This is a genomic window from Pseudarthrobacter defluvii, assembly GCF_030816725.1.
Lineage (GTDB): Bacteria > Actinomycetota > Actinomycetes > Actinomycetales > Micrococcaceae > Arthrobacter > Arthrobacter defluvii_A.
Genome location: NZ_JAUSYG010000001.1, coordinates 1,561,708 through 1,581,527, shown reverse-complemented (window position 1 = coordinate 1,581,527; position 19,820 = coordinate 1,561,708). Strand labels below are relative to the sequence as shown.

At 65.8% G+C, this 19,820-nt stretch carries 12 protein-coding genes, 2 tRNA genes and 2 pseudogenes; 7 read left to right on the top strand and 9 right to left on the bottom strand.

Annotated features, from left to right (window positions below; all coding sequences use genetic code 11):
* Window positions 1-27: 27 nt before the first annotated feature.
* The 8 genes and pseudogenes from metG to ilvD form a co-directional block, all read right to left on the bottom strand.
* The gene (gene metG, locus QF031_RS07355; RefSeq protein ID WP_307426040.1) at window positions 28-1,584 is read right to left on the bottom strand and encodes a methionine--tRNA ligase; all 1,557 of its coding nucleotides are present in this window, start codon (window positions 1,582-1,584) and stop codon (window positions 28-30) included.
* A 35-nt stretch (window positions 1,585-1,619) separates the two neighbouring features.
* Window positions 1,620-2,375, bottom strand: coding sequence for an ABC transporter ATP-binding protein (locus tag QF031_RS07350; protein WP_043453267.1), 756 nt, complete (start codon window positions 2,373-2,375; stop codon window positions 1,620-1,622).
* Window positions 2,372-5,171 (bottom strand): annotated as a pseudogene (locus tag QF031_RS07345) (ABC transporter permease). The gene QF031_RS07350 and the pseudogene QF031_RS07345 overlap by 4 nt, the downstream one beginning before the upstream one ends.
* A gap of 217 nt (window positions 5,172-5,388) precedes the next feature.
* A complete protein-coding gene (gene serA / locus QF031_RS07340) occupies window positions 5,389-6,978 on the bottom strand; it encodes a phosphoglycerate dehydrogenase (protein WP_307426036.1) in 1,590 nt (529 codons plus the stop codon).
* Window positions 6,979-7,101: 123 nt separating this feature from the next.
* Entirely contained in the window at window positions 7,102-8,127 is a 1,026-nt protein-coding gene (gene ilvC / locus QF031_RS07335) for a ketol-acid reductoisomerase (protein WP_307426032.1), read from the bottom strand.
* A gap of 87 nt (window positions 8,128-8,214) precedes the next feature.
* A complete protein-coding gene (gene ilvN, locus QF031_RS07330; protein ID WP_018768340.1) occupies window positions 8,215-8,727 on the bottom strand; it encodes an acetolactate synthase small subunit in 513 nt (170 codons plus the stop codon).
* A gap of 2 nt (window positions 8,728-8,729) precedes the next feature.
* On the bottom strand, window positions 8,730-10,637 hold the full coding sequence (locus tag QF031_RS07325) for an acetolactate synthase large subunit (protein WP_307426028.1): 1,908 nt from the start codon (window positions 10,635-10,637) through the stop codon (window positions 8,730-8,732).
* A gap of 378 nt (window positions 10,638-11,015) precedes the next feature.
* A complete protein-coding gene (ilvD, locus tag QF031_RS07320; RefSeq protein ID WP_307426026.1) occupies window positions 11,016-12,737 on the bottom strand; it encodes a dihydroxy-acid dehydratase in 1,722 nt (573 codons plus the stop codon).
* Window positions 12,738-12,998: 261 nt separating this feature from the next.
* Between ilvD and QF031_RS07315 the strand changes: the two genes are divergently transcribed.
* The 3 genes and pseudogenes from QF031_RS07315 to QF031_RS07305 all read left to right on the top strand — a co-directional run bounded on the left by QF031_RS07315 (window position 12,999) and on the right by QF031_RS07305 (window position 15,565).
* Window positions 12,999-14,210 (top strand): sunset domain-containing protein, encoded by a 1,212-nt coding sequence (locus QF031_RS07315; protein ID WP_307426025.1) that lies wholly within the window; start codon window positions 12,999-13,001, stop codon window positions 14,208-14,210.
* Window positions 14,122-15,376: pseudogene (locus QF031_RS07310) on the top strand (PQQ-dependent sugar dehydrogenase). Before QF031_RS07315 ends, QF031_RS07310 begins: the two are co-directional and overlap by 89 nt.
* A 113-nt stretch (window positions 15,377-15,489) precedes the next feature.
* Window positions 15,490-15,565 (top strand) — tRNA-Lys (locus tag QF031_RS07305).
* 215 nt (window positions 15,566-15,780) lie between these two features.
* Here QF031_RS07305 and QF031_RS07300 read toward each other — a convergent pair.
* On the bottom strand, window positions 15,781-16,239 hold the full coding sequence (locus tag QF031_RS07300; RefSeq protein WP_236802884.1) for a MarR family winged helix-turn-helix transcriptional regulator: 459 nt from the start codon (window positions 16,237-16,239) through the stop codon (window positions 15,781-15,783).
* Between the two features lie 96 nt (window positions 16,240-16,335).
* Between QF031_RS07300 and bcp the strand changes: the two genes are divergently transcribed.
* From bcp to QF031_RS07280, 4 genes are all read left to right on the top strand, one after another.
* Window positions 16,336-16,809 carry a thioredoxin-dependent thiol peroxidase gene (gene bcp / locus QF031_RS07295; protein ID WP_307426023.1) on the top strand — a complete coding sequence of 158 codons (474 nt, stop codon included), beginning with the start codon at window positions 16,336-16,338 and terminating at the stop codon, window positions 16,807-16,809.
* Window positions 16,810-16,898: 89 nt separating this feature from the next.
* Window positions 16,899-16,980: transfer RNA gene (locus tag QF031_RS07290), tRNA-Leu, on the top strand.
* Between the two features lie 231 nt (window positions 16,981-17,211).
* The gene (locus QF031_RS07285) at window positions 17,212-17,916 is read left to right on the top strand and encodes a fasciclin domain-containing protein (protein ID WP_307426020.1); all 705 of its coding nucleotides are present in this window, start codon (window positions 17,212-17,214) and stop codon (window positions 17,914-17,916) included.
* Between the two features lie 217 nt (window positions 17,917-18,133).
* Window positions 18,134-19,750, top strand: a complete 1,617-nt coding sequence (locus QF031_RS07280; protein WP_307433213.1) for an ABC transporter substrate-binding protein — start codon at window positions 18,134-18,136, stop codon at window positions 19,748-19,750.
* The last annotated feature ends 70 nt before the right edge of the window (window positions 19,751-19,820 follow it).

Sequence of the window (19,820 nt, the reverse complement as noted above, 5' to 3'; positions counted from 1 at the left end):
CCCCTCCCCCGACGATCTGCACGGTTCCTACTCCGCAGGTTCCTCAAACTTCGGGAACACGGGGGTGGGAGCGGGCAGTTCAGTGCCCGGAACGATCGGGGTGGCGATCGCCGTGAACTGCCGTGCCTCGCCTTGCGGCTGGCCGAGCGCATCCAGGAGCTTGGCCGAGGCGTTGGGCATCACCGGCTGGGCCAGGACGGCCACGATCCGCAGCACCTCCAGCGTCACGTACAGCACGGTGTTCATGCGTTCGACGTCGGTCTTCCGCAGGACCCAGGGCGCCTGTTCGGCGAAGTAGGCGTTGGTGTGGTGCAGTACGCCCCAGATGGCCTCGAGGGCGCGGCTGAACTCCTGCTTGTCGAAGGCGGCGCGGGAAGCCTCCAGCAGACCGTTGGCCTGGGCCAGGATGGCGTTGTCCTCAGCGGTAAAAGCGCCGGGCGTTGGCACTGCCGCGCCGCAGTTCTTGGCCACCATGGACAGGGAGCGCTGGGCAAGGTTGCCGAAGTTGTTGGCCAGGTCCGCGTTCATGCGGCCCACGATGGCCTCGTGGTTGTAGCTTCCGTCCGCACCGAACGGAACCTCGCGCAGGAAGAAGAACCGCACCTGGTCCAGGCCGTAGCGGGCCACGAAGTCCGCCGGGGCAACCACGTTGCCCAGGGACTTGGACATCTTGACCCCGTTGTTGTGCAGGAAGCCGTGGATCATGACCCGCTTGGGCAGCTCAAGCCCTGCGCTCATCAGGAAGGCAGGCCAGTAGATGGCGTGGAACCGGGAGATGTCCTTGCCGATGATGTGCACGTCGGCAGGCCAGAACTTCCGGAACTTCTCCGACTCGGTGTCGGGATAGCCCACGCCGGTGAGGTAGTTGGTGAGCGCGTCCACCCAGACGTACATGACGTGCTTGTCGTTGCCGGGGACCGGGACGCCCCAGTCGAAGGTCGTGCGGCTGATGGACAGGTCCTCCAGGCCGCGCTTGACGAAGCTGATGACCTCGTTGAACCGGTACTGCGGGGCGCCGAACTCCGGGTGGGACTCGTAGAGGGCCAGCAGTTTGTCCTGGTAGGCGGACAGCCGGAAGAAGTAGCTCTCCTCCGCCGTCCACGTCACCTCGGTGTCCGTCTCTTTCGAGTAGCGCACGCCGTCGTCCTTCACCACCGTCTCATCCTCGGCGTAGAAGGCCTCGTCACGGACGGAGTACCAGCCCTCGTACTTGTCGAGGTAAATGTCGCCGTTGGCTTCCATCTTCTTCCAGATGGCCTGCGACGCCGCGTAGTGGTCGGCGTCGGTGGTGCGGATGAAGCGGTCGTAGCTGATGCCCAGGGCGGCGTGCGCCGCCTGGTAGATCCCGGCGTTCCGGTCCACCAGCTCCTTGGGCGTGATGCCTTCCTTCTCCGCCGTCTGGGCAATCTTCATGCCGTGCTCGTCGGTGCCGGTCAGGAACATCACGTCATAGCCGTCCAGCCGCTTGAAGCGGGCCATGGCGTCGGTGGCAATGTACTCGTAGGCGTGTCCAATGTGCGGCACGCCGTTGGGGTAGGTGATGGCCGTGGTGATGTAGAACGGCGTTTTCTCTGGAGCAGTCACGGTGCGGACGTTTACCTTCGGTGCGGTGGAGTGGGCTAGATCAGTTCTGTCAGGGTATCGCTCAGCCGGACCAGTTCGTGGTCGTGCGAGGCCACCAGTACGGCGATGCCGTCGTTGGTGGTGTCCTTCAGGATGCTGATGATGCGGTTGGCGGAGGCACGGTCCAGGGAGGCAGTGGGCTCGTCCACCACCAGGACCCTGGTGCCCAGGATCAGTGCGCGGGCGATGGCCACGCGCTGCCGTTCACCGCCGGACAGCTGGGCGGGGCGGTGCCGCATGCGCCGGCCCAGGCCCACCAGGTCCAGCAGGTCCTTGGCCATGTCGCGCCGCTGGTCCACCTCGCCGTCGGGGACGGCGGGCAGGAGCACGTTCTCCAGGGCGCTCATGCCGTCAATCAGGGCACCGCCCTGGTCAACGTAGCCGATGAGCGCCCGACGGCGGTCGGCGATTTCGTCGTCACCCATGCTTTCGAGCGAATCGCCTTCCCAGAAGACGCGGCCCGACGTCGGCAGGGTCAGCCCCGCGCCGACGGTCAGGATGCTCGTTTTGCCGGAGCCGCTTCGCCCGGCAACGCAGTGCATCTCGCCGGCGTGCAGGGTCAGGTCGAAGCCTTCCACCACGCTCACGGCCTCGGCGCCGCCCTTGCCGCCGCCGTAACGGATGGTGATGTCACGCATTTCCAGGGGGGTGGCGTGGTCGGCCGACTTGACGATGGTGTTGGCCCGGGTCTGCAGGGGCACCTCGTTGGAGCCGCTCCTGCGGCTGCGCTGGACGTTCGTCGGGTTTGTCATTGGACCACTTTCGTTGCAATCGGTATCCAGCAAATTACAGCCACCAGCCCGGCCGCGGCAGCCCAGATGGCTGCATAGGGTGCCAGCAGCAGGCCGATGCCCAGGGCGCCCAGCACGCCCAGCGGCAGGGCCACAGTTCCCCACCAGCGCGTTTTCGAACAGCCGGACCTGGCGGAGCATGTCCGGGTTCCAGCCCATGGCCTGGAGGATGCCCAGGTACTGGCGCTTGGCGTTGAGTTCGAACCGGCCCGTGACCAGAGTCAGCACCAGTCCCACAGCCACGCCCGCAAGCGCCAGCAGGATGCTGGGCAGGGTAACGCTGGCGGCGGCGAGGCCGCTGAGGGCGCTGGCGCCGGCCGCCCGGGGGATGTCGATCAGCAAGGCGATCAGCCCGCCCACTGCCGCGCCGAACACGCCGACCGCGACAGCCAGGGACAGCGTGTTGAACTTGTTGGTGCTCAGCTGCCGGTTGGCGAAGGTCAGCGGCGAATCAACCTGGATGAGCCGTTCGTCGTGCTGCGGCTCCTGGTCAATTTCGTCCCGGTGGCGGAGCTGCTGCGCGGCGAAGAAGGCCGCGCCGCAGTACAGCACCAGGACTGCGGCACAGACCAGGGCGGTGGCGAGGCTCCAGCTCAGCAGGCTCAGCACAATACCGGCGGCGGCGAGCAGCACGGCCCCCACGCCGAATTCCTCCAGCACCCAGCTGCGGATCCGTCGTTGGGTCCAGCCCATGGCCCGCAGGGTGCCCGCTTCGCTGCGACGCTTGCGGATGTAGCTGACAGTCGATGCGCCCGTCAGGAGGGCTGCCCCGCACAGCGTCAGGAAGAGCAGGGTGATGTTGGTTCCGGAAAGGGCACCGGTCACGGCCTCGGCGGCGTTCTGCCGGACCCAAGACTGCTGGACGGTGCCCAGCGCCGATTCCTTGCCGGCTCCGTCTTTGGAGTAGCCGGGGACGAAGATGCTGGTGTCCTCCCGGGCCGAACCGGCAACCACGGTGGCGTCCAGGCCCATGTCCCGGATTTCGGCGGCGAGCTTCTCCACCTCGGGCTGTGCATCCTTCCAGCTGCCCGGAGCCTTGGCGCGGACACGGACGGCGTCGATGACGGCCGCATTCTGCTTGTAGCCCCGTGCAGCGGCGAGTCCGTAGTAGTCGGTGATGGCACCGGCAGACTGGCCGGCGAGCCCTGTGGCGCTGAGCGAAGGCTTCAGCTCTGCTTCGGGAACGTCCTTTCCGGCAGCGTCCTTGACCAGCGTGAAAGGTGTGGGGTCGTACCCGCCCAGCGGTAGCTTGTTGACATCGCCTGAGGCTGCCTCCACCGCGGCGGGGTCGAACGTGCCGTAGACCATCGGCAGCGGCTGCGCGGCTTGCTGCTGTCCGGTGGGAAGGTTGTCGCGGTAGGAACGCTCGTCCACCGGGTCGCGCTGGGTCTGGTCCACGGGTGCGCCGTTGGCCGCCTTGTCAGGCAGGCGGTTGACAGTGACCCACTCACCGGGCACGGCGGTCTTGTCGACAGCGCCGTTTGATGCGGTGCCGCCGTCCGTGTACTTGGGGGCGCCGGCGAAATTGGTGCTCCACTTCGCCGGTGTGTACAGGCCCGGGTTGAAGTTGCCGTTGCTGCCCAGCAGGGACGAGTGGTCAGTGGAACCCGGCCAGGACAACACGAAGGGTTCCTTGGAAACAAAAGGCAGGTAGTCCTTGCCCAGCGACTTCGAAACCGTTCCGACGTCCTTGACTACCTTGCCGGCGTCGTCAATTTCCTCGATCTTGACGTTGTACTTGAGGTCCAGCGACGTGCCGGAGCGCACGATCAGCGGAACCGCCTGGGAGCCGCTGGTCAACTGGCCGGTGCGCTTGGCCTGCTGGTACTGGGTCATCAGGGGCGCCCAGTACTTGAGTTTGACGCCGAGGAAGTCCGGGCCTTCCTTGAGCTGGTCCATGCTGATGCCGCTGGTGAAGAGTCCTTCCAGGTAGCGTCCTACGGCGCCCGCGCCGCGGGCGTCGGCGGGCGGCGCCTTCTCCAGCGGGGCCAGGAAATCGCCGGCCGAGCCGAGCAGGGCCCGTTCGGCGGCAGGGTCCACCGCCACCACGGACTCGGTGACCTCGGGCGCCAGCGGGAGTGCCACGGAAAGGTTGAAGAGGTTGTGCTCCGAGCCGCCGGCAGGGGCGGGGAACTTGACGCCGGTCTCCCCCGCCGCCGGGGCAATGCGGATGCTGGTGCCGCCCTGCGTCTTCTCTTCCACCAGCCGCGCCTTGCCGAGGGTACCCTCGGCGGTGGTCTTGAACAGCGTCTGCTCCGAGCTGCCGTCTGAGCTGACAGCGCTGGCAGTCAACCGGTACTTCTTGGCGGCATCGGTCAGGACGGACTCGGCTGCGGGCCACTTGTCCGGGGCGGTGGCGCCGGCTGCCTGGTCAGCCGTTGCAGTGCCGGCGAGTCCGGCGTTGTAGCCGAGGTAGTCCATGGCGTCGAGGCGGGGCGTTTCAAGGTTCTGGGTGACGCGCGAGACCAGGCTGATGGGAGCGGCCACGGACGTGCCTGACAGCTTCTTGATGGAGTCCAGCTGATCGAAGCCGATGCCCCCGGCTCCGTTGGCGATCTCCGGCTGGAGAAGGGCGCCCGAGGGAGCCTTGGCCTGGACCAGGATGTCGTAAAGCCCCCTGGAATTTTCATCAACCGTCCGGTTGAGTGCAGCCTGTGACTGGCTTTGTACGAGGACCGACAAGCACATGGCTGCGATCAAGATGGCCGCGGTCAACAGCAGCACCCTGCTTCTGATGAACCTTTGGACGGCGTTCATGGAACTCCCTGAGACCTGGATTGCGTGCGCACACCCGTGTCCGCCCGGCGCTGACGTGGACCCGGACGGGCGGATATGCAAAAGGTATTGGCCGGCCTGCCTGGCGGGTCCTGAGACGGGACCAAACCATTTAAGCAGACCGGCCAATCATACGTGGCTCCGCCTGGTCATGCCCTTGCGGAGGAGGGGTTTGCGGCGTTTCGGCCGGTGTGTCGCACTAGTCTTCCAGGTCCACTTCCCGGACCATCTCTGCGCCGATGCCGGCCTTGATGGCGTCCAGCACCTGCTGCGGAACGGAGCTGTCGATGGTGAGCAGCGCCAGGACGTGGCCGCCCTCGTTGGAACGGGCCACCTGCATGCCGGCGATGTTGATGTTGTTCATGCCCAGGATGTGGCCGATGGTTCCGATGACGCCGGGGCGGTCCGTGTAGGCAACCACCACCAGGTGCTCGCTGATGGGGATTTCAACCTCGAAGCCGTTGATGCCCACCAGTTTCTCGATCTGCTTGGGACCGGTCAGGGTACCGGAGACGGAGATCTGGGTGCCGTCGCTGAGGGCGCCGCGCAGGGTAAGGACGTTGCGGTAGGACTCGGTCTCCGGGGTGGTGATGAGGCGGACGTTGATGCCGCGCTGCTCCGCGATGACCGGGGCGTTGACATAGGACACCTGCTCGGTCACGACGTCGGCGAAGATGCCCTTCAGCGCTGCCAGTTCCAGCACCTTGACATCGAGGGAGGAGATTTCGCCGGCCACTTCCACGTCGAACTGGGTCAGGGATGCGTGGGTCAGCGCGGTGAAGATGCGGCCCAGCTTCTCGATCAGCGGGATGCCCGGGCGAACGTCGGGGGCAATGACGCCGCCGGCGACGTTGACGGCGTCCGGCACCAGCTCGCCGGCGAGGGCCAGGCGGACCGACTTGGCAACGGAGACGCCGGCTTTTTCCTGGGCCTCGTCGGTGGAGGCGCCCAGGTGCGGGGTGACCACCACGTTGTCGAGCTTGAAGAACGGCAGGTCGGTGCTGGGCTCCTTGGCGAAGACGTCCACGCCGGCGCCGGCGATTTCACCGTCCTGGAGGGCGGTGTAGAGGGCTTCCTCATCCACCAGGCCGCCGCGGGCGACGTTCACCACGTAGGCGGTGTTCTTCATCTTCCTGAAGGCGTCGGCGCCCAGCATGCCCACCGTCTCGGGCGTCTTGGGCATGTGGATGGTGATGAAGTCGGACTGGGCCAGGAGCTCGTCCAGGGTGACCAGCTGCACGCCGAGCTGCGCGGCACGGGCCGAGGTGATGTAGGGGTCGTAAGCCAGGATCTTGGTGTCGAACCCCTTGAGACGGGCCGCCACCAGGGCGCCGATGCGCCCCAGGCCGATGATGCCGATCTTTTTCTCAAACAGTTCAATGCCGGTGTACTTGGAGCGCTTCCATTCGCCGTCCTTCAGGGCGGCGCTGGCCTGCGGAATGTGGCGCGCCAGGCTGAGGATGTGCCCCACTGTGAGCTCGGCGGCGGAAACGATGTTGGACGTGGGCGCGTTGACCACCATGACGCCGGCCTGGGTGGCGGCCTTGATGTCCACGTTGTCCAGCCCCACGCCGGCACGGGCGATGACCTTCAGGTTCTTGGCCGCGGCGATCGCTTCGGCGTCCACCTGGGTGGCGGAGCGGACCAGGATGGCATCTACGTCGCTGATCGCCGAGAGCAGCTGGGAACGGTCGGCGCCGTCGGTCTGGCGGATTTCAAAATCCGGGCCGAGGGCCTCGACGGTGGCGGGGGAAAGTTCTTCGGCGAGCAGTACTACGGGTTTTGACACGGCTGATCCTCTGCGTTGCAGTCCTGGGGATGGAACAAGTCTAGGCCGACGGAAAGGCCGGGCTCACATTGTTAAGCGTGAGCCCGGCCTCACCGGTGCGGTCCATATGGCGGCGGTGCAGCTTTAGCGGGCTGCGGAGCCCTCCACGTAGTCGACGTCCTGCTGCTGCCAGGAGAACAGGGCACGCAGCTCGCGGCCGACAGCCTCGATGGGGTGCTGTTCTGCCTTGGCGCGCAGTTCCTTGAACTCAACACCGCCGTTGTCCTGGTCCTCGATGAAGCGCTTGGCGAAGGCACCGGACTGGATGTCGGCCAGGACGGCCTTCATGTTTTCCTTCACCTCGGGTGTGATGACGCGCGGGCCGGAGACGTAGTCGCCGTACTCGGCGGTGTCGGAGACGCTCCAGCGCTGCTTGGCGATGCCGCCTTCCCACATGAGGTCGACGATGAGCTTGAGCTCGTGCAGCACCTCGAAGTAGGCGATCTGCGGCTGGTAGCCGGCCTCGGTGAGGGTTTCGAAGCCATACTGGACCAGCTGGGACACACCGCCGCAGAGGACAGCCTGCTCGCCGAAGAGGTCGGTTTCGGTCTCTTCGGTGAAGGTGGTCTTGATGACGCCGGCGCGGGTGCCGCCGATGGCCTTGGCGTAGGACTTGGCCAGCTCCCAGGCGTTACCGGACGCGTCCTGCTCGACGGCGATGATGTCCGGGATGCCGCGGCCGGCTTCGAATTCGCGGCGCACGGTGTGGCCGGGTGCCTTCGGGGCAACCAGGATGACGTCAACGCCCTCCGGCGCCTGGATGTAGCCGAAGCGGATGTTGAAGCCGTGGGCGAAGGCAAGGGCCTTGCCCGGGGTCAGCTTGTCCTTGATGGACTCGGTGAAGATCGAGCGCTGGTGCTGGTCCGGCGCCAGGATCATGATGACGTCGGCCCATTCGGCGGCGTCGGCAACGTTCTTGACCGTGAAGCCGGCGTCCTCGGCCTTGGCGATCGACTTCGAGCCTTCCTTGAGCGCGATGACAACCTCGACGCCGGAATCGCGCAGGTTCTGCGCGTGGGCGTGGCCCTGCGAGCCGTAGCCAACGATGGCAACCTTGCGGCCCTGGATGATCGAGAGATCGGCGTCGTCGTCGTAGAACATTTCAGTCACTTGCGTAACTCCTCTTGAGTGGTTTTCTAGATAGTGGTCTTGCGGTGCTGCGGTTACGGGCGCGAGGTCCCGCCTGGACGTGCTTGCCTAGGCGGAGCGGAGCGCCCGGTCACTCATGGAGCGGGATCCCCGTCCAACGGCCAGGGTGCCGGACTGCACAATTTCGCGGATGCCGAAGGGCTCCAGCACTGAGAGCAGGGCTGTGAGCTTTTCCGGGTGGCCGGTGGCTTCAATGACGACGGAGTCGGTGGACACGTCGACCACTGAGGCGCGGAACAGGTCTGCGGCCTGGGTTACCTGCAGGCGTGTTGCGGCGTCCGCACGTACCTTGACCAGGATGTGGTCGCGCTGTACGGAAGATTCTGGGGTGAGCTCAACAATCTTGATGACATTGATCAACTTGTTGAGCTGCTTGGTGACCTGCTCGATGAGGTCGCCGTCGGCGTCGACCACCACCGTCATGCGGGAGACACCCGGCACTTCGGTGGGGCCAACAGCCAGGGAGTTGATGTTGAAGGCGCGACGGGCGAAGAGGCTGGCCACGCGGGTCAGGACGCCGGGCTTGTCCTCAACCAGGACGGAAAGTGTATGGCGGCTCATGCTCAGTCTTCCTCTTCCCATTCCGGGGTCATGTTGCGGGCAACCTGGATCTGGTCGTTGCTCACGCCGGCGGGCACCATCGGCCACACCATGGAGTTGGGGCTCACCACGAAGTCGATGACCACGGGACGGTCGTTGATCTCGAGTGCCTTTTGGATGGTGGCGTCGATGTCTTCCTCGCGTTCAACACGGAACGAAGCGCAGCCGTAGGCCTCCCCCAGCTTGACGAAGTCCGGGATGCGGACGGTGTCGTGGCCGGTGTTGAGGTCGGTGTTGGAGTAGCGGCCCTCGTAGAAAAGGGTCTGCCACTGCCGCACCATGCCCAGCGAGGAGTTGTTGATGACGGCAACCTTGATGGGGATGTTGTTGATGGCGCAGGTGGCCAGTTCCTGGTTGGTCATCTGGAAGCAGCCGTCACCGTCGATGGCCCAGACCACGCGGTCCGGCTCGCCGACCTTGGCTCCCATGGCCGCCGGGACGGCGTAGCCCATGGTGCCGGCGCCGCCGGAGTTCAGCCAGGCGTGCGGGCGCTCGTACTTGATGAACTGGGCGGCCCACATCTGGTGCTGGCCCACGCCTGCGACGTAAACGCCTTCGGGGCCGGTCAGTTCGCCGATCCGCTTGATGACCTTCTGCGGGGCGATGAGGCCGTCATCCGGCTCGGTCCAGCCCAGCGGGTAGGTTTCCTTGAGGTTGTTCAGGAACGCCCACCAGGTGGTGAGGTCCGGGGTGCCGGAAGCTTCGAACTGGCTCCGTACAGCCTCGGTCAGTTCCGGGATGATCTCCTTGACGGACCCGACAATCGGCACGTCCGCAGTACGGTTCTTGGAAATCTCGGCGGGGTCGATGTCCGCGTGGATCACCTTGGCGTTGGGCGCGAAGGTCTTCAACACGCCGGTGACGCGGTCATCGAAGCGGGCGCCGAGGGTGATCAGCAGGTCGGACTGCTGCAGGGCCGTAACGGCGGAGACGCTGCCGTGCATGCCGGGCATGCCTACGTGCTGCGGGTGCGAATCCGGGAACGCACCCTTGGCCATCAGGGTGGTCACCACCGGTGCGCCGGTGGCTTCCGCCAGGGCGAGCAGTTCGGCCGAGGCGTGCGCCTTGACCACGCCGCCGCCAACGTAGAGGACGGGCTTGGCGGAAGCGGCAATGAGCTTTGCGGCCTCCCGGACCTGCTTGTTGTGTCCGCGGGTGACCGGCCGGTAGCCGGGCAGGTCGATCTTCGGCGGCCAGGAGAAGGTCATCTGGCCCACCTGGGCGTCCTTGGCGACGTCCACGAGGACCGGGCCGGGACGGCCGGTGGAGGCGAGGTGGAAGGCTTCGGCCATCACGTGCGGGATGTCGTTGGGGTCCGTCACCAGGAAGGAGTGCTTGGTGACGGGCATCGTGATGCCAACAATGTCGGCTTCCTGGAAGGCGTCGGTGCCGATGACGCTGCTGGATACCTGGCCGGTAATGGCCACCAGGGGCACGGAGTCCATGTGGGCGTCCATGATGGCGGTAACGAGGTTGGTGGCGCCGGGTCCTGAGGTGGCGATGCAGACGCCCACCCGTCCGGTGACCATGGCGTAGCCTTGCGCGGCGTGGCCGGCTCCCTGTTCGTGACGGACCAGCACGTGGTTCATGGTGGAGGCCATCAAGGGGTCGTAGGTGGGCAGGATCGCGCCACCAGGCAAACCGAAAATGTCGTCGACGCCGAGTTCTTCGAGCGAGCGGACGATTGCTTGCGAGCCGGTCATCACCGTCGGGGGTACGACGTTGTTCGGCCCAAGGACAGGAGAGACTGCAGCAAGGTCGGCGGCGACGGCGGCATGGTCAGCCGTCCGGTCGGCGCGTTCCGGAGCCTTGGCGGCTCCAGCGGACTTGGTGGCCATCAGCGAGGGGCTGATGGGCGATCCTTTGCTCATCGGACTCTTCCTTGTGGATCTTCTCTGGTTCTGGAACTGGTTCAAACGGTGGGAATAAAAAAACCCCTCGGCCTGGCGGCTTTTGAGGGGTTTGCGCGTGACGGTTCGTTACCAGGGGGCTAAGGTGCCACGCGCTTGGTAAGGACGACGACGGTGCCGGCGGTAACGATTGTCATGCGTTCAGTTTTCCCTCTTGGCAAGATGAGTGTCAACGAGCAACAACCCTATCTCACCATGTGGACAACGCTGTCCACCCTTTGATCCTATCCCAGCTCACCAAGCCCCTAAGCCTGCGCTGCCTGCGCGGTAGGGCTTAATAAGTGGGATCCCGAGGGCCCCAACGGATGCGGCGGCCGCGCCGCATCCGTTGGGGAGGGATCACACGCCGGTGTAGGCGCCCTGGCTCGCGCTGTGGACCAGCTTGGCGTACTTGGCGAGCACGCCCTTGGTGTACCTTGCAGGCAGCGGCTCCCAGCCCACCTTGCGGGCATCGAGTTCCGCGTCGTCCACCAGCAGGTCGAAGGTGCGTGCGGCGATGTCCACCCGGATCCGGTCTCCGTCCTTCACGAAGGCGATAGGGCCGCCGTCGACCGCTTCCGGTGCAACGTGTCCAATGCATAGGCCGGTGGTGCCGCCGGAGAAGCGGCCGTCGGTGAGGAGCAGCACGTCCTTGCCCAGGCCCGCACCCTTGATGGCGCCGGTGATCGCGAGCATTTCGCGCATGCCCGGGCCGCCCTTGGGGCCCTCGTAGCGGATCACCACGACGTCGCCCGCGTTGATCCGGCCGTTGTCCAGCGCGTCCAGTGCGCCCTGCTCGCGCTCGAAGACACGGGCGGTGCCTTCGAAGACGTCGGCGTCGAAACCGGCGCTCTTGACCACGGCGCCTTCCGGAGCCATGGAGCCGTGCAGGATGGTGATGCCGCCGGTCTTGTGGATGGGGTTGTCCAGGGCGCGCAGGATCTTGCCGTCAACGTCCGGCGGGTTGATGGCTTCAAGGTTCTCCGCAACGGTCTTGCCCGTAACGGTGAGGCAGTCCCCATGGAGGAGGCCGGCGTCGAGCAGGGCCTTCATAATGACCGGGACGCCGCCGATCCTGTCGACGTCGGTCATCACGTAACGTCCGAAGGGCTTGAGGTCGCCCAGGTGCGGGATCCTGTCGCCGATCCGGTTGAAGTCGTCGAGGGTCAGTTCCACCTCGGCTTCGCGGGCGATGGCCAGCAGGTGCAGGACCGCGTTGGTGGAGCCGCCGAACGCCATGGTGACGGCGATGGCGTTCTCAAAGGCCTTCCTGGTCATGATGTCGCGGGCAGTGATCCCCAGGCGCAGGAGGTTGACCACCGCTTCGCCGGACTTGCGGGCGAATTCGTCACGACGGCGGTCTGCCGAGGGCGGTGCGGCGGAGCCGGGCAGGGACATCCCCAGCGCTTCACCGATGCACGCCATGGTGTTGGCCGTGTACATGCCGCCGCAGGCGCCTTCGCCCGGGCAGATGGCCTTTTCGATGCGGGTCAGGTCCTCCATGCTCATCTTGCCGGCCGCGCACGCGCCAACGGCTTCGAAGGCGTCGATAAGGGTGACTTCCTTTTCCGAGCCGTCCTCGAGCTTGACCCAGCCGGGCATGATGGAGCCGGCGTAAAGGAAGACGCTCGCGAGGTCCAGCCGGGCGGCAGCCATGAGCATGCCCGGGAGGGACTTGTCACAGCCTGCCAGCAGGACCGAACCATCAATCCGCTCGGCCTGCATCACGGTTTCCACGGAGTCGGCGATGACTTCGCGGGAAACCAGGGAGAAATGCATGCCTTCGTGGCCCATGGAAATGCCGTCGGAGACGGAAATGGTGCCGAACTGCATGGGGAAGCCGCCGCCGGCGTGGACGCCTTCCTTGGCGCCCTGGGCAAGCCGGTTAAGGGAAAGGTTGCAGGGGGTGATCTCATTCCAGGAGCTCGCCACGCCCACCTGGGGCTTGGCGAAGTCGTCATCGCCCATGCCGACGGCCCGGAACATGCCGCGTGCAGGGGCTGCGTGAATCCCGTCCGTTACGACGCGGCTGCGCGGCTTGATGTCAGGCTTGGTATCGGTTGCGATCCGGCTGTCACTCATAGGGGAAAGTCTAGGGCTCGGACGGCGGCGGAATCGACGGGTGGCAGGGGTTTTAGCGGAAACGCGGCAATTACCAGCCAAATACTGGACGCGCGTCTCATCTTTCGAGACGAGCGTGGTGTTGAGGCGCCGGCAGCGGTCCTTGTGCACCGAACGGCCGTCGTACGCCCCGCCGGGCCCGGAGTGTCTCTGGACAGCCGTGATCACCCGACGTAGCGTCGGGAGCAGGACACCCATCCGCTGTGGACCGAAGGGCTTGCCATGGACATCGTTTTCTGGATCATCCTCCTTGTCGTCATCGCCGTCATCATCTGGTGGCTGCTGAACCGCAACAAGTCAGCCAACCCGCCGGACGGGTCATCGGCCGGAACCGTGAAGGGAGGGACCCGGGCGGACGGGGCCCTGGAGGGCGGCAGCGCCGCGGCGTCCGCCCAAGCCGCGGGAACCACCGGCATCCCCACGGCAGCAGGATTCGGCCGGCCGGCTGAACCGGCAGCCCCTGCCACCGCCGAGGAACCGGCTGATTCGTCGGCCACGTCGACGCGCGAATCGCCGGCAGGAGGCGCCGGCCTCACCGACCAGGCAGCAGCCGGGCGGGACACCCCCGCCGGCAGCGCGGAACGTGACGATCGCCGGCGCCCGGGCCAGGCCGTTGACCAGGCCCCCGACAGGGCCGCCGATCAGGCCGCCGACCAGGCGGAATGGGAAACCCAGTGGTCCGAGGCCGGCGCTGCACGCCGGTCCGGTTCCTCCGCCACGAGCGGGGCGGGAACCCCACCGCTGACATCGCCGGGCACGGCCTCCCAGGAAACGTCCGCGCATCGAGGTGCCAAGGCGGAAGCTTCCGCGGCCCAGGCCTCCCCCTCCACGTCACGCGCCGTACACCATGACGAGTACACGGCGCCCCACGCCCCCACGCTTCCAGGGGCGGAAACAGCCGCAATGGAAAACGCGGACGACGGCGGCGCACCAGTTGCGGGGCAGGCCGGCGGGCAGGCGCCCCAGCACCGGGCAGACACTTTCCGATCAGGCGGCGCACAGGCCCCGGCCGCGGAGTCCGGTCCCGCCACCACCCAAGGCGGTGGCGATGCCGCCGAAACCCTTGAACGGGCACAGTCCTCCGCGTTGGTGGAGAACGGGGCCACCCATCACCAGCCGTCAGGCCGCAGCCCGGAATCCAACCAGGGACAGGGGTTCAGCCAGGGACAGGACGTGCCCCAAGGACAGGGCAGCGCTGTCCCCGAACCGGCCGGACACCTCGCAGCCCAAGAGCCCTACGGCGCCGGCTCGGCAGCGTCCGGTCCCGACGGCAGCGGACCGGAGGACTACACGGTGAAGGGGGACGCAGCCGCGATGGTGTACTACGAAGAAGGACATCCCGACTATGAGCAGACCAAGGCGGAAGTCTGGTTCGAATCTGCCGCGCACGCCGAGGCTGCGGGCTTCCGCGCTCCCCGGCGCAAACGGCTTTAGTAAGGGGAAGGCCCGTCGCTTTGCGGCGGGCCTTCCTTGCCTGGCCTTATGCCTGGTGGTGGCCGCCTGCACGGGGACTCCCGAACCACCGGCAACGTCCGAACCTCCCGCATCCGCCACAAGCCCTGCGGTCACCGGGACGCCTGCGGCAACCGCCACCGCTGTCCCCGTTCCGACTCCTGCGTCCGTTCCCGCTCCTGCAGTGCAGGAGCGCCTGGACTTGCAGCTCGATACTCCCTGGGCCGCGGTCTTCCTCCCGGACGGCACCGCCATCATCCGGCGCGGCTGGAATCTCCGAGCGCGGGACCGCACTGCTGAAGACCGTCCGCGACGGCAAAGCCAGCACCCTCGGAAAAGTACCCGGCGTGGCGCCTTCCGGCGAAGGCGGCCTGCTGGGCCTGGCACTCTCGCCGCGCTTTGGCTCGGACCGCTACCTCTACGCCTACCTGACCAGCCAGGAGGACAACCGGGTTGTCCGGATTGCCCTCGACAGCGCTCCCGATGGTTCCCTGACGCCCGGACAACCCCAAACCGTGTTTTCGGGAATACCCAAAGCCAGCACCCACAACGGCGGCAGGATCCGCTTTGGCCCGGACGGGTTCCTGTACGTGGGCACCGGCGACGCCCAGCGCCGCAACCAGCCGCAGGACCGGAGCGCCCTGGGCGGGAAAATCCTCCGGCTCACCCCTGATGGCAGCCCGGCACCAGGCAACCCGTTTGGCAACGCCGTTTACAGCCTGGGCCACCGGAACGTCCAGGGTCTGGCGTGGGACGCTGAGGGCAGGCTGTGGGCCAGCGAGTTCGGACCCGACGTGGACGACGAGCTGAACCTGATCCTGCCCGGCGCCAACTACGGCTGGCCGGACGTCACGGGAGCGCCGCACCGCGCCGGCTTCCAGGACGCAAAAGTCGTATGGCCCTCCACCCGGGAGTCCTCCCCCAGCGGGCTCGAAATCTTCGGTGGCGTTGCCTATCTGGGAGCACTACGGGGCGAGAGGTTGTGGGCGGTCCCGCTGTCCGGAACGGAGGCGGGCGATCCTGTGGCCTATTTCACAGGACGGTACGGGCGCATCCGCGATGTAATCCGCACCCCTCAAGGCGGCCTCTGTCTCCTGACGAACGGGGAAAACCCTGATTTTGCGCTGGTTTTGCGGGTTCCCCAGTGAACCCGAAGCGGCTGCCGGCGCCGATTTCACTTGCACCAAAAGTTCGTGTAGAGTTTCATGTCGTTGCGGAGATCAACGGGAAAGAAAAAGCCCGGGGATGGAAGCAAAAAGATGCACCTCTAGCTCAATTGGCAGAGCAATTGACTCTTAATCAATGGGTTCCGGGTTCAAGTCCCGGGGGGTGCACCACTGGGAAAACAGCCTCCGGTTTGTGGAAACACAAACCGGGGGCTGTTTTGTTTTACCGCCCATCTCATCGATTGCTCCCGGTCGGGGCCCGGCCTTCGGAAGCTCAGCCGGGACCCGACAGGCACGACGGCGGGTGGCCGGCGGGCACAAAAAAGCGCGGCCCCGGATCGTTCAAGACCCGGCCCGCGCCCCTCTGGAAAGTGACAGACCGGCGCCTACTTGGCCATGTTGTCCATGAGGGCTCCGGCATTGCTGGGAGTGGTGGAGAACTGGCTGGCGAGTTCCCGCACAACGGCCTTGAGCTCCTGGCGCAACAATTCGGGGTCGATGGACGCCGACGCCAGCACCGACCGCTCCATCTCCACAGCCTGGGCGACGGCTTCCTTGCCCTGCTCGGTCAGCGACACCACGTGGCTCCTGCGATCCGAGGTGCTGCGCACCCTGGCGATGTGGCCGTGGGACTCGAGCCTGCTGAGGGTCTTGCCCATGGTCTGCGCCTGGACACGAACATACTGGGCAAGCTGCGCCTGCGTCATGGGCCCTTGCGCGGCAAGGACCTCGATGGCGATGACACCGGCATGGGTGAGTCCAATGGCACCGAGTTTCTCGTTCCACGAGTGTTCAACGAGTCGCGCAGCAGTGGACAGGAGGCGCCCTGTGGGCCAGTGATCCATATCAGGCATAGCAGCAAGTATAGCCAAATACCGATTAGCACTGGCTCCACGGGCTTATTAGGCTGTTGTGTCCGGCCCGCAACAAGGAGAAAAACAATGGCTGAAAGACTCGTTACCGGCGACAAAGCACCCGCTTTCACGCTGCAGGATTCAACCGGCAAGGACGTCAGCCTGGCCCCCCGGCCGGGCCACTCCACCATCGTCTACTTCTACCCGGCCGCTTCAACCCCTGGCTGCACCAAGGAAGCCTGCGACTTCCGCGACAGCCTGGCTTCCCTGCAGGCCGCCGGCTACGACATCCTGGGAATCTCCCCCGACCCCGTCGAAAAACTGGCAAAGTTTGCCGACAAGGAGTCCCTGACATTCCCGCTGCTCTCTGACGCCGACCACACGGTGGCCGAGGCATACGGCGCCTGGGGCGAGAAAAAGAACTACGGCAAGACCTATGAGGGACTGATCCGGTCGACCATTGTGGTGGATCCGGACGGCAATGTGGCGCTGGCCCAGTACAACGTTCGCGCCACCGGCCACGTGGCCAAGCTGAGGCGGGACCTGAACCTGGACTCCTGACCCTGCTGCGGCTGCCCTGGCCACCGCCGGGGCGACGCTACAATGGAACCTGTCATCCGCCGTCGTACCTCTGGCGCACCGGATGCTGCGCGCGAGTGGTGAAATTGGCAGACACGCAGGATTTAGGTTCCTGTGCCTTCGGGCGTGGGGGTTCAAGTCCCCCCTTGCGCACACTGAATCCCCCGGCTCCGGCCGGGGGATTCCTGCGTTAAGCGCCGGCCGGGCCTGCCGGCGATTTCTGCCCCGAATAGAAAAACTCCGAAGATCCACCCATCCGCTTCCGCGCATCGGGCGAATAGCCATTGAGACACCAGCCAAGGGCAGGTGCTTACCGCAAGGCAGACCGCACACCGCCGGCACAACGTTCGGCGGCGGCAGGCAAATGATCCAAGGAGAACTCACATGCAGACCTTCAAACGCACCACTTTCACCGTCGCAGGCGTTGCAGCGGCCGCTCTGCTCAGCCTCACCGCATGCGGTGGTTCAGGCAGCACCTCCGGATCCTCGGCGTCATCGGCGCCGATGTCATCCTCCCCCAGCTCAAGCATGGCGTCCCCGTCCAGCTCCGCCATGGCGTCTCCGTCCGCAAGCTCGTCGGCCGGCACCATGGATCCGGCCGCCAACCTCGTAGGCCCCGGCTGCGCCGCCTATGCCCAGCAGGTTCCCACCGGCGCAGGCTCCGTAGAGGGGATGGCCCTGGACCCGGTTGCCGTGGCAGCGTCCAACAACCCCATCCTGACCACCCTGACCGCGGCCGTCTCCGGCAAGCTGAACCCCAAGGTCAACCTGGTGGACACCCTCAACGGCGGCGAATTCACCGTCTTCGCTCCGGTGGACGACGCCTTCAAGAAGATCGACCCCGCCACCATCGAGACCCTGAAGACGGACGACGCCCTCCTGAGCAAGATCCTGACGTACCACGTGGTCCCCGGCCAGATCACCCCGGACAAGATCGCCGGCACCCATGCCACCGTCCAGGGCGGTTCCGTGACCGTGAGCGGCAGCGGTGACAACCTCAAGGTGGACGACGCCAACGTCATCTGCGGCGGCGTCAAGACCAAGAATGCAACCGTGTACCTGATCGACTCGGTACTGATGCCCAAGTAAGCCCTCAGTACAGCGGCCATGCCCAGGGCCGGATCCGTTCTCCAACAGCGGATCCGGCCCCGGGCAACGCCGGATCCGGATCCGCGAACTGTGCCCGCTCCTGTCCCCTAGACTGGATCCCGGCCCGCAAGCGGCGGAACCGGCAGCATCCAGAGGTGATTAACCAGTGCCCAGCAGTACTTCGAGGCGTACGGTCATCAAGGCCGGTGCCGTCCTCATGGCGCTGGGCGTGACATCCTGCACAGGCACGCCTGCCCCCTCCCCCACCTCCGGTACGCCCAGCACCACGCCTGCAGAACCTGCTGCCACGTTCAACTTCGGCACTGCCGCCCAGCCCCTGGGATTGGACCCGGCATTGTCCAACGACGTGGAATCGCAGCGCATCACCCGGCAGATCCTCGAAGGCCTGGTGGGCGTGGACCAGACCACCGGCAAACCCACCCCGCTGTTGGCCACGGAATGGACCGAGTCCAACGAAGGCCGCACCTACACGTTCAAGCTCCGCACGGGAGTCACCTTCCAGGACGGCACCCCCTTCAACGCAGACGCGGTCTGCACCAACTTCAACCGCTGGTTTGCCTTTCCTGCCGCGCTGCGGAAACAGGCGCCGGGCAGTTCGTTCAAAAGCGTTGTCAAGGCGCACTCGGACGAGCCGGACCTGTCCATCTTCAAGAGCTGTACCGCAATCGCCGCCGACACGGTGCAGATCGACCTCACCCAGCGCTTCACGGCGTTCCTGCAGGCGTTGACCCTGCCCGCCTTTGCCATCGCGTCCCCGGCAGCCCTTGCCTCCGGAAAAGCCGACGTCCTGGACCAGAACCGGGGCGGCCAGGCGATGTCCGCCTTCGCGACAAACCCGGTGGGGACGGGCCCCTTCACGCTGGCCGCCTGGGGCAACGACAACGTGACCCTGTCCAGCAACAGGAACTACTGGGGCGACCGCGGGCAGATTGCCACCATCAACTTCCTGGCCTACAACCATCCGCAGACCCGTCTCCAGGCCCTGCTGGACGGAACCATCGACGGCTACGACGCCGTGACCGTGGGCAACTTTGACCAGCTGGTGAAGCGCGGCAAGCAGATCGTCCAGCGCGACCCGTTCTCCGTGATGTACGTTGGCATGAACCAGGACGTCCCGGTGCTCCAGAACCTGAAGATCCGGCAGGCGGTGGAGCTTGCCATCGACAAGGAAACCCTGATCCGGAAGTTCTTCATCGACAACACCGCCAAGGCCACCCAGTTTGTGCCGCCCAAGATCAGCGGCTTCAACAACGACGCACCAGCACTGGGACATGACCCGGCAAAGGCCAAGGATTACCTGAAGGAGGGTGGCTACGCGGGCGAGGAACTCAAGTTCTACTACCCCCTGAACGTCACCCGGCCTTACCTGCCCACGCCCGAGAAGGTCTACGCTGAGCTCAGCCGCCAGCTCACCGCCGTCGGCTTCAACATCCAGCCAGTCCCGGTGGACTGGTCGGATGGCTACCTCCAGAAGGTCCAGTCCCCCGGCGACCACGCATTCCACATCCTCGGCTGGAACGGCTCCTACTCGGACGCGGACAACTTCGTGGGCCCGCTCTTCGGGGAAAAGAACGGCGAGTTCGGGTACCAGGATCCTCAGGTCTTTTCGAAGATCAACCGGGCCCGCGGACTTCCTGAAGGCAAGGAGCGGGATGAGCTTTATCACACCATCAACGCCCAGATTGCCGCGACCGTCCCCGCGGTTCCCATCGCCTTCCCTATCTCAGCGCTTGCCCTGTCGGACCGGGTGCTGAGCTACCCCGCATCGCCGGTCTTAAACGAAGTTTTTACGAAGGTCCAGCTAAAGCCTTGACGGGCCGGGCCAATTTCAGTAAGCGGGCCGGGCGGGGATATTCTGTGACAGCCAGAGCCGCTGCAATCGG

Excerpts from the sequence above, each read along its gene's own strand:
- QF031_RS07350 (WP_043453267.1), bottom strand. The coding sequence starts at position 2,375 with ATGACAAACCCGACGAACGTCCAGCGCAGCCGCAGGAGCGGCTCCAAC.
- ilvN (WP_018768340.1), bottom strand. The coding sequence starts at position 8,727 with ATGAGCCGCCATACACTTTCCGTCCTGGTTGAGGACAAGCCCGGCGTC.
- QF031_RS07325 (WP_307426028.1), bottom strand. The coding sequence starts at position 10,637 with ATGAGCAAAGGATCGCCCATCAGCCCCTCGCTGATGGCCACCAAGTCC.
- ilvD (WP_307426026.1), bottom strand. The coding sequence starts at position 12,737 with ATGAGTGACAGCCGGATCGCAACCGATACCAAGCCTGACATCAAGCCG.
- QF031_RS07315 (WP_307426025.1), top strand. The coding sequence starts at position 12,999 with ATGGACATCGTTTTCTGGATCATCCTCCTTGTCGTCATCGCCGTCATC.
- QF031_RS07300 (WP_236802884.1), bottom strand. The coding sequence starts at position 16,239 with ATGGATCACTGGCCCACAGGGCGCCTCCTGTCCACTGCTGCGCGACTC.
- bcp (WP_307426023.1), top strand. The coding sequence starts at position 16,336 with ATGGCTGAAAGACTCGTTACCGGCGACAAAGCACCCGCTTTCACGCTG.
- QF031_RS07285 (WP_307426020.1), top strand. The coding sequence starts at position 17,212 with ATGCAGACCTTCAAACGCACCACTTTCACCGTCGCAGGCGTTGCAGCG.
- QF031_RS07280 (WP_307433213.1), top strand. The coding sequence starts at position 18,134 with ATGGCGCTGGGCGTGACATCCTGCACAGGCACGCCTGCCCCCTCCCCC.